The organism is Flavobacterium ginsenosidimutans, from assembly GCF_003254625.1.
GTDB lineage: Bacteria > Bacteroidota > Bacteroidia > Flavobacteriales > Flavobacteriaceae > Flavobacterium > Flavobacterium ginsenosidimutans.
In genome coordinates, this window is record NZ_QJRJ01000075.1 from 135,281 (window position 1) to 149,370 (window position 14,090).

The following is a 14,090-nucleotide window of genomic DNA, read 5'->3' on the forward strand; positions in this document are numbered from 1 at the left end:
AATTTAAGATTTAATCCTCAACAAAAAACTGATTTAAAAAATTGACTTTATTTTTTATGATTTCAAAAATCTAAAATCTAAAATCAGAAATCTAAAATAAAATGAGCGATTCAAAAGTAAATATGGTTGCGCCGCCAGAAGGAGTCACTGGTGAAGGTTTCTTCGCTACAAAACTTAGTGATGTTGTTGGTTTAGCAAGAGCTAACTCGTTATGGCCGCTTCCTTTCGCGACTTCATGCTGTGGTATCGAATTCATGGCAACAATGGCATCTCACTATGACTTAGCTCGATTTGGTTCTGAGCGTGTGAGTTTCTCGCCTAGACAAGCCGATATGTTATTAGTAATGGGAACTATTTCTAAAAAAATGGCTCCAATTTTAAGACAAGTATATGAACAAATGGCTGAGCCTCGCTGGGTAATTGCTGTAGGAGCATGTGCTTCTTCAGGAGGAGTATTTGATACGTATTCTGTTCTTCAGGGAATTGATAAAGTAATTCCTGTTGATGTTTACGTTCCTGGATGCCCACCAAGACCAGAACAAATTGTTGATGGAGTAATGAGACTTCAAGACCTGGTAAGAAGTGAATCTGTAAGAAGAAGAAGCTCTCCAGAGTACCAAGAATTGTTAGCTTCATATAATATCTCATAAAATGGCTTTAGAAAATACCCTGATTCAAGATAAACTTATAGAAACATTCAACAACGATGTTTTCAATTTTCAGCAAGAAAGAGATATTTTTTCTTTAGAAGCTTCAGCTGATAAAATTACAGCGTTGATTCTATTCCTTAAAAACGATCCAGAATTAAAATTTCATTTCTTAACTGACTTATGCGGTATTCATTACCCAGACAATGAAAGTGAACGTCAGTTTGCAGTTGTTTATCATCTACACAACTGGTACGAAAACAAAAGATTGAAGATCAAAGTTTATCTAAACGGCGAAAAACCAGAAATCAAAACGATTTCAAATATTTTCCTTTCATCTAACTGGATGGAAAGAGAAACTTTCGACTTCTATGGGATTGACTTTAAAGGACATCCTCAATTGAAACGTATTTTAAATATGGATGAAATGCAGTCTCACCCAATGAGAAAAGAATTCCCATTGGAAGACAGCGGAAGAACTGATAAAGACGACAGATTCTTTGGAAGAACAACAACAAATTGCTAAAAAATAATTCAACATTATAAAATGTCAGAACTATTATTACCACCAGAGCATCGTTATGCTAAAATAATTAAGGAGAGACTAAACGAAGACGGAAGCGAACTTTCTGTACTGAATTTAGGTCCGACTCACCCTGCAACGCACGGTATTTTCCAAAATATCTTGTTGATGGATGGTGAAAAAATTCTTGAGGCTGAGCCAACTATTGGTTACATCCATAGAGCATTCGAAAAAATTGCCGAAAATCGTCCTTTTTATCAAATTACACCTCTTACAGACCGTATGAACTACTGTTCCTCTCCTATTAATAATATGGGATGGTGGATGACTGTAGAAAAACTATTAGGTATTGAAGTTCCAAAAAGAGCACAGTATTTAAGAGTTATCGTTATGGAGCTGGCTCGTATTACTGACCACATTATCTGTAATGGTATTTTGGGTGTTGATACTGGTGCGTATACTGGTTTCTTATACGTTTTTCAATTTAGAGAAAAAATCTACGAAATCTACGAAGAAATTTGTGGAGCTCGTTTGACTACAAATATGGGAAGAATCGGTGGTTTTGAAAGAGACTGGTCTCCAGAAGTTTTCAAAAAACTAGATAAATTCCTAGAAGAATTCCCACCAGTTTGGCAAGAATTCCAAAACTTATTCGAGAGAAATAGAATTTTCCTTGACAGAACTGTAAACGTTGGTGGCATCACTGCTGAAAAAGCAATGGCTTACGGATTTACAGGTCCAAACTTACGTGCTGCTGGAGTTGATTACGATGTACGTGTAGCACAACCTTATTCATCTTACGAAGATTTTGATTTTATTGTACCTGTTGGAAAATCAGGAGATACTTATGATCGTTTCTGTGTTCGTAATGCTGAAGTTTGGGAAAGTTTAAGCATTATTCGTCAGGCGTTAGAAAAAATGCCTCCAGGAAACGAATATCATGCTGAAGTTCCTGATTACTACCTTCCTCCAAAAGAAGATGTTTACACTTCTATGGAATCTTTAATTTATCACTTTAAGATTGTAATGGGAGAAGTTCCTGTACCAGTTGCAGAAATTTATCACCCTGTAGAAGGAGGAAATGGAGAACTTGGTTTTTATTTAGTAACAGACGGAAGTAGAACTCCATATAGATTACATTTCAGAAGACCATGCTTTATTTATTATCAAGCATTTCCAGAAATGATTAAAGGCGCTATGCTTTCTGATGCAATTATCATTCTATCAAGTTTGAACGTAATTGCTGGAGAATTAGATGCCTAACAAATTGTAGATTTTAGATTGTAGATTTTAGATTGCTGATTGAGGATGCAGATTTTAGAATTTAGATTTAAAATTATAATTAGGAATTGAAAAATTCAGATTGAAGAATCTAAAACTTAAACAATGATTGAAGAATCATAGATTGTAGATAAAGATTAAAAAAATCTAAAATCTAAAATCTAAAATCTAAAATTAAAAATGGAACGTAAACATTACAAACAAGAAATAAATATGACTGAGGCATTGATCGCTCGTATCAATGAATTGATCAGTCATTATCCAGAAGGTAAACAAAAATCGGCTCTATTGCCTGTTTTGCACGAAGTTCAGGATGCACACAACAACTGGCTTAGTACTGAACTGCAAGATAAAGTTGCTGAAATTCTTCAGATAAAACCAATTGAGGTTTATGAAGTGGTTACTTTTTATACTATGTTCAACCAAAAGCCAATTGGTAAGTATATGTTTGAATTTTGCCAGACTTCTTGTTGTTGTTTAAACGGTGCCGAAAATTTAATGGATTATACTTCTGAAAAATTAGGCATTAAAATGGGAGAAACAACTCCAGACGGAATGTTTACCATTGCTGGTGTAGAATGTTTAGGCGCTTGCGGATACGCTCCGATGATGCAGTTGGGAGATTTCTACAAAGAAAAACTGACAGAAGAAAAAATCGATCAGATCATTGCTGATTGTAGAGATGATAAAATAATATTACACGATAAATAAGATGTCACAAAAAATATTATTAGATAAAATCAATGTTCCTGGAATTAAAACCTACGAAGTGTATCGCCAAAATGGTGGTTACGCTTCTGTAGAAAAAGCTTTAAAAACACTTACTCCAGACGAAGTTACTGAAGAAGTAAAAAAATCAGGATTACGTGGTCGTGGTGGAGCAGGTTTCCCTGCTGGAATGAAATGGAGCTTTATTGACAAAAAATCAGGAAGACCAAGACACTTAGTTTGTAATGCCGACGAATCTGAGCCTGGAACATTCAAAGATAGATTTTTGATGGAATATATTCCTCACTTATTGATCGAGGGAATGATTACTTCAAGCTACGCTTTGGGCGCTAACCTATCGTATATCTACATTCGTGGAGAATATATGTGGGTTTTCAAAATTTTAGAAAGAGCAATCGCCGAAGCAAAAGCTGCCGGATGGTTAGGAAAAAATATATTAGGAACAGGTTATGATCTAGAACTTCACGTTCACTGTGGAGCTGGAGCATATATCTGTGGAGAAGAAACAGCATTAATCGAATCATTGGAAGGTAAAAGAGGAAATCCTCGTATTAAACCACCTTTCCCAGCGGTTTCTGGTCTTTGGGCAAATCCAACTGTGGTAAACAATGTTGAAACAATTGCGACTGTGCCTTGGATCGTAAACAATTCTGGAGACGATTATGCTAAAATTGGAATTGGACGTTCTACAGGAACTAAATTAATTTCTGCTTCTGGACACATCAAAAATCCTGGGGTTTACGAAATTGAATTAGGTTTAAGTGTTGACGAATTCATGAATTCTGATGAATATTTAGGAGGAATGTCTTCTAGCCGTCCATTAAAAGCATTTGTACCTGGAGGTTCTTCTGTGCCAATTTTACCTGCTGAATTAATTTTCAAAACAGCAAATGGCGAAGACCGTTTAATGACTTACGAATCTTTAAGTGATGGTGGTTTTGCTACTGGATCTATGTTAGGTTCTGGAGGATTTATTGTTTACAACGATACTGCTTGTGTTGTTAGAAACACTTGGAACTTTGCTCGTTTCTACCACCACGAATCTTGCGGACAATGTACACCTTGCCGTGAAGGAACAGGATGGTTAGAAAAAATCTTATGGAGAATCGAAAACGGTCAAGGCCGTGAAGAAGATATCGAATTATTGTGGAGTATTCAGAGTAAAATTGAAGGAAACACAATTTGTCCGCTTGGTGACGCCGCTTCTTGGCCAGTAGCTGCAGCAATTCGTCACTTTAGAGATGAGTTCGAATATCACGTTCGTTTCCCAGAAAAAATCAAAAATAGAGATCACTTTGTTGCCGAGCCTTTCTCACAAGTTAAGCATTTAGTTGGCGGTAAAGTAATCGTATAAAAATAAAAAGCAGAAAGTTATAAAGTTCATAATGTTAAAAAGGACAGCAATTCTTTTCAATATTCCGACTTTCAACATTCAAATCATAAAGAGATGAAAGTAACCATAGACGGTCAAAGTATAGACGTAGAACCAGGAACAACGATCCTGCAGGCTGCACGTATGATTGGAGGGGATTTAGTACCGCCAGCCATGTGCTATTACTCAAAATTAAAAGGCAGCGGCGGTAAATGTCGTTGTTGTTTAGTTGAAGTTTCTAAAGGTAGTGAAGCTGATCCACGACCAATGCCAAAATTAATGGCATCTTGTGTAACAGGATGTATGGATGGTATGGAAGTAAACAGTAAATCGTCTGCAAGAGTAACTGAAGCCCGTAAATCTGTAACAGAATTTTTATTAATCAATCACCCATTAGATTGTCCTATTTGTGATCAGGCTGGTGAATGTGATTTACAGAATTTAAGTTTCGAGCACGGAAATCCGAAATCACGTTACATCGAAGAAAAAAGAACATTTGAACCAGAAGATATTGGTCCAAATATTCAACTTCACATGAACCGTTGTATTTTATGTCAAAGATGTGTGCAAGTTGCAGATCAATTGACAGACAACAGAGTTCACGGAGTATTAGATCGTGGTGACCACGCTAATATTTCAACTGGTATTTCTAAAGCAATCGACAATGAGTTCTCTGGAAATATGATTGACGTTTGTCCAGTTGGAGCTTTAACAGATAAAACTTTCCGTTTTAAATCAAGAGTTTGGTTTAACAAACCTTATAACGCACACAGAGAATGTACAACTCCAGGATGTTGCGGTAAAACTACTGTTTGGATGTTTGGTGGAGAAATTCAGCGTGTAACTGGTCGTAAAGACGAGTACCATGAAGTGGAAGAATTCATTTGCAACAGCTGTCGTTTTGATCATAAAAATGTGAATGACTGGGTAATTGAAGGACCAAGAGAATTTGAAAAAGATTCTGTTATCAACCAAAACAATTACACTCAAAAATTAGAGAAAGTTACAATCGATACAGAAAAGAATATCCTTTTAGGTAGAGATATTGACCGTAAAAAGATTAGTATGGCTGCAATTCCATTAACTGATAAAGATCAAAAATAGTAAGAAATGGAAAGTGCATTTATTATAGAAAAAAGTGTTGTTATTGTTATCGTTTTTGCGGTAACAATGATCATGGCGATGTATTCTACTTGGGCAGAACGTAAAGTTGCTGCTTTCTTGCAAGATCGTGTTGGACCAAACCGTGCTGGATGGGGAGGTTTATTACAGCCGCTTGCAGATGGTATGAAATTATTCTCTAAGGAAGAGTTTTTCCCAAACACACCAAATAGATTTTTATTCGTAGTTGGACCTGCAATTGCAATGAGTACTGCTTTAATGACTAGTGCTGTAATTCCGTGGGGAGATCGTTTGCATCTTTTCGGAAGAGACATTATTCTTCAAGCTACAGATGTAAACATTGCTTTATTATACATTTTCGGAGTTCTTTCTGTTGGAGTTTACGGCATCATGATTGGTGGATGGGCATCTAACAACAAGTTCTCTTTGATGGGAGCTATTCGTGCAGCTTCACAAATGGTTTCTTACGAAGTTGCAATGGGATTATCAATAATTGCTTTATTGATGATGACTGGAACAATGAGTTTAAAAGAAATTTCATTACAGCAGCAAGGAATGAATTGGAATGTTTTTTATCAGCCATTATCATTCTTAATTTTCTTAATCTGTTCATTTGCAGAAACAAACAGAACTCCTTTCGATTTGGCAGAATGTGAAAACGAATTAATTGGAGGTTACCATACAGAATATTCATCTATGAAAATGGGATTCTATTTGTTTGCTGAATATGCAAGTATGTTTATCTCTTCTACTATTATTTCTGTATTATTCTTTGGTGGATACAACTACCCAGGAATGCAATGGATGGTAGAAAATGTAGGTGTAAATACAGCTAACTTATTAGGAATTGGAGCATTATTTATAAAAATATGTTTCTTCATTTTCTTTTATATGTGGGTACGTTGGACAATTCCAAGATTTAGATATGACCAATTAATGCACTTAGGCTGGAGAATTTTAATTCCGCTTTCGATCGTTAATATCATGCTTACAGGTATTGTAATATTAAGACACGAAATCTTAGCAGCTTTAGGGTTCTAAGAACTGTAATTAGCTTCAAATAAAAACAAAATAGATTTTGAATTTGATCGATTTCAAATTATAAATCATAAACTATAATAGTAAAAATGTCAATAGAAACTATATCATTATCGGGTAGAAAAAAGGTGGTGTCAAATAAAGACATGTCTTTTGTTGAACGATTGTATCTTGTGGCGATTGTAAAAGGTTTAGTTATTACAGTAAAACACCTTTTCAGAAAAAAAGTTACCATTCATTACCCAGAGCAGGTTCGTGAAATGAGTCCTGTTTATCGTGGTCAACATATGTTGAAACGCGACGAACAAGGCCGTGAAAACTGTACTGCTTGCGGATTATGTGCTTTATCATGTCCTGCTGAGGCAATCACTATGAAAGCAGCAGAACGCAAACCTGATGAAAAGCATTTATATAGAGAAGAAAAATATGCAGAAATCTACGAAATCAATATGCTTCGTTGTATTTTCTGTGGTTTATGTGAAGAAGCTTGTCCAAAAGACGCTATTTACTTGACAGAATCTAAAGTATTAGTTCCTGCTAACTACAATAGAGAAGATTTCATTTTCGGGAAAGATAAATTAGTAATGCCTTTAGAAATGGCTTTGAAAAACGCTCAACTTAAAAACGCTAACTAAATGATACATATCCCTGATTTTGCACACGCAACAACTGTTCAAATTATCTTTTGCTTTTTAGCGTTTATTACCGTTATTACTGCTTTCTTGACTATTTTCAGCAGAAACCCGATTCATAGTGCCATCTATTTGGTAATCTGTTTCTTTTCTATCGCTGGTCATTATTTACTATTAAATTCTCAGTTCTTAGCTGTTGTTCATATAATAGTCTACTCCGGAGCTATTATGATCCTGTTCCTGTTTACCATCATGTTGATGAACCTGAACGAACAGCGAGAAGTTCACCGTCCTAGAATTACACGTTTAGGCGCTATTGTTTCCTTCTGTTTAATATTAATTGTTTTGATTACAATTTTTATTAATTCAAAACCAATTGTAGGTGAATACGATTCTACTGGAGAAGATTTCCAATCAATTAAAGTTTTAGGTAAAATATTATTGGACGAATATATGGTTCCGTTCGAGTTTGCTTCGATCTTACTTTTGGTTGCTATGATTGGAACAGTTCTATTGTCTAAAAAAGAAAAATTAAATAAATAATGGGTAATATATTAAATCAAATAGGTATTGAAAACTACATCTTTTTGAGTGTTGTACTTTTCTGTATTGGTATTTTTGGTGTATTGTACAGACGAAATGCTATTATCGTTTTCATGTCTATCGAAATTATGTTGAATGCGGTAAACCTTTTATTTGTTGCTTTTTCAACTTATCATCAAGATGCGCAAGGACAAGTTTTTGTGTTCTTCTCGATGGCGGTTGCTGCAGCCGAAGTTGCGGTAGGATTGGCCATTTTAGTTTCTATCTTTAGAAATATCGGATCAATTAGTATCGATAATTTAAAAAATTTAAAAGGATAATCAGAAATGGATACCAATTTAGCTTTAATTTTAGTTTTAACTCCTTTACTAGGTTTTCTAGTAAATGTCTTTTTTGGAAAAAGCTTAGGCAAAACAGTTTCTGGTGCAATCGGAACTATTGCCGTAGCAATTTCTTTTGTAGTTTCTCTTTTACTTTTTAATCAAATAACTTTAACTGGAAAAGGAATTCAAGTTACTTTATTTGATTGGATTCAAATTAGCAACTTAAAAATCAATCTTGGATTTTTATTAGATCAATTATCTGTTCTTTGGTTACTTTTTGTAACTGGAATTGGATCTTTGATTCACTTATACTCTATCAGTTACATGCATGATGATGAAAACATGCACAAGTTCTTCTCTTATCTGAATTTGTTCGTTTTCTTTATGATTACACTTGTAATTGGAAGCAACTTATTAGTTCTTTTCATAGGATGGGAAGGTGTTGGACTTTGTTCTTACCTATTAATTGGATTTTGGCATAAAAACCAAGATTACAATGATGCTGCGAAAAAAGCTTTCATCATGAACAGAATTGGAGATTTAGGTTTATTAATCGGAATGTTTATCATTGGTTCAATGTTCTCAACATTAGATTATGCAACTTTAAAAACGGCAATTGCTGGAGCTTCTAACTTAAATTTACCATTACTTTCTTTAGCTGCTTTATGTTTGTTCATTGGAGCTTGTGGTAAATCTGCTCAAATTCCGTTATACACTTGGTTACCTGATGCGATGGCTGGACCAACTCCAGTTTCTGCTTTAATCCACGCGGCTACAATGGTAACTGCTGGCATCTTTATGGTAACAAGATTAAACTTTGTTTTCGACCTTGCAACTGATGTTCAATCTGTAATTGCAATTATTGGAGCAATCACTTCATTAGTTGCGGCTACAATCGGATTGGTTCAAAACGATATCAAAAAAGTATTGGCTTACTCTACAGTTTCACAATTAGGTTTAATGTTTTTAGCATTAGGATTTGGAGCTTATGAAGTAGCCGTTTTCCACGTAATCACTCACGCTTTCTTTAAAGCTTGTTTATTCTTAGGATCTGGATCTGTAATTCATGGATTACACGGAGAGCAAGATATGCGTAACATGGGAGGTTTGCGTAAAGCGATGCCAATCACATTCTGGACAATGCTAATTTCTTCATTAGCAATTTCTGGAGTTCCATTCTTCTCTGGATTCTTTTCTAAAGATGAAATTTTATTGACAGCTTTCCACCACAGTATTCCATTATACGTTGTTGGTTCGATTGCTTCAATCATGACAGCTTTTTATATGTTCCGTTTAATGTTCTTAACTTTCTTCAAAGAATTTAGAGGAACGGAAGAGCAAAAACATCATTTACACGAAAGTGGTTCATTAATTACTATTCCACTTATCATATTAGCCATTTTGGCAACTTTTGGCGGATTGATTAGTTTACCCGGAAACAGCTGGTTAAATGAATACCTTTCTCCTCTTTTCACAAAAGTAGCAGGAGAAGAACACCATTTAGGTACAACAGAATACACTTTAATGGGTGTTGCAGTTTTAGGCGGATTACTTGGAATTTTAATTGCTTACGTAAAATACTTCAAACAAGATAATGTTCCAGAAACTGATGAAAACATTACTGGTTTAAGCAAAGTGTTATACAACAAATATTATGTAGACGAAATTTACGATGCTGTATTTGTAGCGCCTGTTAATAGTCTATCTAAATTTTTTAGAGATTATATCGAAACAGGATTATCTTCTCTTGTTTTTGGATTAGGTAAAATAGCAAACGAAATTGCTTATCAAGGAAAAAAATTACAAACTGGAAGTATAGGATTATATCTATTTGTTTTTGTCTTAGGACTTTGTGCAATTGTTTCTTATATATTTTTAGCTCAATAATATTATTACTATGAACGTTTCTACTATATTAATTATACTTTTAATTGGTGCATTTGCCACTTATTTTTCTGGTGACAAACTAGCTTCGAAAGTTGCTTTACTTTTTAGTTTAGCGGCTTTAGGATGTTCAATTGTATTATTGAATAATTATAACGCTGGCGAAAATATCAGCGTAATTAACAGCTGGATTACACAGCCAAAAATTTCTTTCGCTTTAAATGCAGACGGACTTGGACTTGCAATGGTTTTATTAACTGCAGCTTTAACTCCGATTATCATATTTTCTTCTTTCGGAAATGACTATAAAAATGCCAAAGCTTTTTATGGACTAATCTTGTTTATGGCTTTTGCTATGACTGGAACTTTCTTAGCTGCTGATGGTCTTTTATATTATATTTTCTGGGAGTTAGCGCTTATTCCTATTTACTTTATTGCTTTGATTTGGGGTAATGGCGATGCTGAAGAACGCAGAAAAGCAGTGGTTAAATTCTTTATTTATACACTAGCTGGTTCGTTATTCATGCTAACTGCTTTTATTTATTTATACCAAAAAGCTGGTTCTTTCTTAATCGAAGACTTATATAAAGTAAACTTATCAGCTTGCGAGCAATTCTGGATTTTCTTGGCTTTCTTTTTAGCTTATGCTATCAAAATTCCAATTATTCCTTTCCACACTTGGCAAGCAAATGTGTACCAAAAAGCACCGACAGTTGGAACAATGCTTTTATCTGGTATCATGCTTAAAATGGGATTATACAGTGTGCTTCGTTGGCAATTGCCACTTGCGCCAATCGCAGCAAAAGAATACATATATATCTTTATTGCTTTAGGAATTGCAGGTGTTATCTACGGATCTATCGTTGCATTAAGACAAAAAGACTTAAAGAAACTATTAGCTTATTCTTCTCTTGCTCACGTTGGTTTAATCGCTGCAGGATCGTATACTTTAACTCTTGATGGTTTAAGAGGTGCGGTTATGCAAATGATCGCTCACGGTTTTGTTGTGGTTGGATTATTCTTTGCTGCTGAAGTGATTTTCAGAAGATATGAAACTAGAGAAATTGAAGAAATGGGCGGAATCCGTACGCAGTCTCCAAAATTCACATCAATGTTTTTAATCTTAGTATTAGCTTCTGTTGCATTACCAAGTACATTTAACTTTGTTGGAGAGTTTACAGTATTATACAGTTTATCTCAAATCAATATTTGGTTTGCTATTCTTGGCGGAACAACTATTATTTTGGGAGCTTACTATATGTTAAGAATGTTCCAACACGTAATGTTAGGTGAAACTAATTCTAAAACTTTCGCTGATGTTACACTTAACGAAGGAATTTCATTTGTGGTAATTATCGCTGTTTTATTGTTCTTCGGATTCTATCCAAAACCTATTACAGATTTGATTACACCTAGCTTGGAAAACATTTTACAAGTTATCAATAAGAACTAATATTTTAAACAAAAAATAAATTAGGATTACATTTAAAAATTGAAATCCTAAATCAAAAAGATAAAAATGAATACATTAATAGCTATAACAGGATTGGGTATTTTCTGCCTATTGTTTGAAATTCTTAATTTAAGAAAGGCGATCGTTCCTATTACCATTTTGGGTTTATTAGGCGTATTGGCACTTAATTACTGTGAATTTGGAGCAGAACAAAGTTATTACAACAATATGATAGCAGTGAGCAAGTTTTCTACAGCTTTTTCATCATTGTTTATCGTTTTGACCATTTTCCTTGTAGCATTAAGTCATAATTTTTACCAAAATCATCCATCGAAAATTTCAGATTATGTTGCCATTAAGGTTTTCTTACTAGCTGGAGCGGTTGCAATGGTTTCTTTTGGAAACTTAGCAATGTTCTTTTTAGGAATTGAAATCTTATCTATTGCTTTATATGTACTTGCTGCTAGTGATCGTTTGAATATCAAAAGTAACGAAGCGGGTATGAAATATTTCTTAATGGGATCTTTTGCTTCTGGAATTATTTTATTCGGAATCTGTTTAATTTACGGAGCAATGGGAAGTTTTGACATTAGTGAAATTCACGAAAGTGCTTTATCAGCAGAATTACCTATTTGGTTTCCAATTGGACTAATTTTAATGATTATTGGAATGCTATTTAAAGTAGCAGCCGTTCCTTTCCACTTCTGGGCTCCAGACGTTTACGAAGGTTCTCCAGCTTTAACAACCGCTTTAATGAGTACATTAGCAAAAGTAGTAGCAATTGCAACTCTATTTAAGCTGATTGCTGGCATGAATGTTATTTCTTCTTTAGAAAATCAAGACCTTTTACATACGTTTCAAGTCATAGTTGTTATTATTTCTATTGCTTCAATGTCTGTTGGTAACATCATGGCATTAAGACAAGTAAATGTAAAACGTATGCTTGCATTCTCTGGAATCTCTCATGCAGGTTTTATGTTAATGACATTATTAACTGTTTCTGCTTCAGCTGGGGTTTTATTATATTATACAGCTGCTTATGCATTAGCAGGAATCGCAGCTTTCAGTGTAATTTTATATGTATGCAGAGATCAAGATAATGAGGATATTACAAACTTCCACGGTTTAGGAAAAACAAATCCGCTATTGGCTGCAGTTCTTACAGCTTCATTATTATCAATGGCCGGAATTCCTATTTTCTCTGGATTCTTTGCTAAATTATTCTTGTTCAATCAAACTATTCAAGCAGGATACATTGGTTTAGTAATCGTTGCCGTAATCAACTCTATTATTAGTGTTGGATATTATTTCAAATTGATCATTGCAATGTATTCTAAAGAAGCTAACCAGGAAAGAACAGGAAGACCATTCCTTATTTATGCTACAGCAGTAGTATCAATTGTTTTAAACATTGCTTTAGGTTTATTCCCATCATTAGTTTTAGACTTGTTGAAATAAGATTATTTTAATAATTAAAATATTCGAAAATCCATTAAATCAGTTTTAATGGATTTTTTTATGCCTTAAATAAAGAACAGAAATTCATGTTAAAAAATTCTTTCTTAAGGTTGCACTTCAAAAAATCTCCATATATTTGAATTCAATTAAATGTAGTAAAATATGAACTTTAATTCAAAAAATCCATTTTTAAACAGTAAGCGTTTTTCATCAAATGCTGAACCTAGAACTGAAGTACACCAAGCTCAGATTATTGATTACAATCAAGAAATGACGGTTTCTGGAACAATCAACAAAACAGCTATCTTATTTCTTATTTTATGCGGTGCTGCTATGGTAACATGGTGGATGGCTTTTAATGGAATGAATCCGATGTTACCTACAATTGGAGGTGCAATTATTGGTTTTATTTTAGTATTAGTTTCTTCGTTCAAACCACAGTTATCTCCTTACCTAGCGCCAGGATATGCTTTATTCGAAGGATTGTTCATAGGAGGTATTTCTGCAATATTTGAATTAAAATTTCCAGGAATCGTAATCAATGCTGTTGGTGCAACTCTTGTTACTTTCTTGGTTTGTCTTGGTTTATACAAATTTAGAATCGTTAAAGTTACAGAACAATTCAAATCTGTTGTTGTTGCGGCAACATTGGCAATTGCGACTTATTATTTAATTTCTTGGGTTGTATCAATGTTTACAAGCTGGACGCCTGTTCATTACGGAAATTCTATGATGAGTATTGGTATCAGTGTTTTTGTGATCATTATAGCTGCTCTTAACCTTTTCTTAGATTTTGATTTAATTGAAAAAGGTGCAAGAGAAAAAATGTCAAAATTTATGGAATGGTACGGAGCTATGGGATTAATGATCACATTAGTTTGGTTGTATATTGAATTCTTAAGACTTTTATCAAAACTTTCTAGTAAAGACTAAAAGTCTCTTTTAAATAATCCAGAAGCCTTTTTGAGTAAAATCAGAAAGGCTTTTTTTATGTTTATACACTACTTTTTTAATCATAAGAGTAAAAATCAAATTTAAAACTTCTAAGAATTATCTGTTATTCAAAATTCAAAAAGAATCTATTT

14 protein-coding genes are annotated in these 14,090 nt (G+C 34.0%); all 14 read left to right on the forward strand.

The features are described from left to right. Positions 1 to 101 precede the first annotated feature (101 nt). The 14 genes from DM444_RS10235 to DM444_RS10300 all read left to right on the forward strand — a co-directional run bounded on the left by DM444_RS10235 (position 102) and on the right by DM444_RS10300 (position 13,938). Positions 102 to 650, forward strand: coding sequence for an NADH-quinone oxidoreductase subunit B (locus DM444_RS10235; protein ID WP_111286255.1), 549 nt, complete (start codon positions 102 to 104; stop codon positions 648 to 650). A gap of 1 nt (position 651) precedes the next feature. Next, entirely contained in the window at positions 652 to 1,173 is a 522-nt protein-coding gene (locus tag DM444_RS10240; protein WP_111286257.1) for an NADH-quinone oxidoreductase subunit C, read from the forward strand. A 21-nt stretch (positions 1,174 to 1,194) separates the two neighbouring features. Next, complete coding sequence (locus DM444_RS10245; RefSeq protein WP_095929651.1) at positions 1,195 to 2,433, forward strand: NADH-quinone oxidoreductase subunit D; 1,239 nt, start codon at positions 1,195 to 1,197, stop codon at positions 2,431 to 2,433. Between the two features lie 198 nt (positions 2,434 to 2,631). Then, the gene (locus tag DM444_RS10250; RefSeq protein ID WP_111286259.1) at positions 2,632 to 3,162 is read left to right on the forward strand and encodes an NADH-quinone oxidoreductase subunit NuoE family protein; all 531 of its coding nucleotides are present in this window, start codon (positions 2,632 to 2,634) and stop codon (positions 3,160 to 3,162) included. Position 3,163: 1 nt separating this feature from the next. Next, positions 3,164 to 4,534, forward strand: a complete 1,371-nt coding sequence (gene nuoF, locus DM444_RS10255; RefSeq protein ID WP_111286261.1) for an NADH-quinone oxidoreductase subunit NuoF — start codon at positions 3,164 to 3,166, stop codon at positions 4,532 to 4,534. A 93-nt stretch (positions 4,535 to 4,627) separates the two neighbouring features. After that, positions 4,628 to 5,656, forward strand: a complete 1,029-nt coding sequence (locus tag DM444_RS10260) for a 2Fe-2S iron-sulfur cluster-binding protein (protein ID WP_111286263.1) — start codon at positions 4,628 to 4,630, stop codon at positions 5,654 to 5,656. A 6-nt stretch (positions 5,657 to 5,662) separates the two neighbouring features. Continuing rightward, positions 5,663 to 6,715, forward strand: coding sequence for an NADH-quinone oxidoreductase subunit NuoH (gene nuoH / locus DM444_RS10265; RefSeq protein WP_111286265.1), 1,053 nt, complete (start codon positions 5,663 to 5,665; stop codon positions 6,713 to 6,715). 86 nt (positions 6,716 to 6,801) lie between these two features. Continuing rightward, positions 6,802 to 7,347, forward strand: a complete 546-nt coding sequence (locus tag DM444_RS10270; protein ID WP_111286267.1) for a NuoI/complex I 23 kDa subunit family protein — start codon at positions 6,802 to 6,804, stop codon at positions 7,345 to 7,347. Continuing rightward, positions 7,348 to 7,887, forward strand: coding sequence for an NADH-quinone oxidoreductase subunit J family protein (locus tag DM444_RS10275; RefSeq protein ID WP_111286269.1), 540 nt, complete (start codon positions 7,348 to 7,350; stop codon positions 7,885 to 7,887). Next, complete coding sequence (gene nuoK, locus DM444_RS10280; protein ID WP_008466103.1) at positions 7,887 to 8,207, forward strand: NADH-quinone oxidoreductase subunit NuoK; 321 nt, start codon at positions 7,887 to 7,889, stop codon at positions 8,205 to 8,207. The genes DM444_RS10275 and nuoK overlap by 1 nt, the downstream gene beginning before the upstream one ends. 6 nt (positions 8,208 to 8,213) lie before the next feature. Continuing rightward, positions 8,214 to 10,097: an NADH-quinone oxidoreductase subunit L gene (gene nuoL, locus DM444_RS10285; RefSeq protein ID WP_111286271.1), complete on the forward strand. Its 1,884-nt coding sequence runs from the start codon at positions 8,214 to 8,216 to the stop codon at positions 10,095 to 10,097. Positions 10,098 to 10,107: 10 nt separating this feature from the next. Beyond that, positions 10,108 to 11,547 carry a complex I subunit 4 family protein gene (locus DM444_RS10290; RefSeq protein ID WP_111286273.1) on the forward strand — a complete coding sequence of 480 codons (1,440 nt, stop codon included), beginning with the start codon at positions 10,108 to 10,110 and terminating at the stop codon, positions 11,545 to 11,547. 66 nt (positions 11,548 to 11,613) lie between these two features. Continuing rightward, positions 11,614 to 13,005 (forward strand): NADH-quinone oxidoreductase subunit N, encoded by a 1,392-nt coding sequence (locus DM444_RS10295; RefSeq protein WP_111286275.1) that lies wholly within the window; start codon positions 11,614 to 11,616, stop codon positions 13,003 to 13,005. Between the two features lie 162 nt (positions 13,006 to 13,167). Beyond that, positions 13,168 to 13,938: a Bax inhibitor-1/YccA family protein gene (locus tag DM444_RS10300; protein ID WP_111286277.1), complete on the forward strand. Its 771-nt coding sequence runs from the start codon at positions 13,168 to 13,170 to the stop codon at positions 13,936 to 13,938. The last annotated feature ends 152 nt before the right edge of the window (positions 13,939 to 14,090 follow it).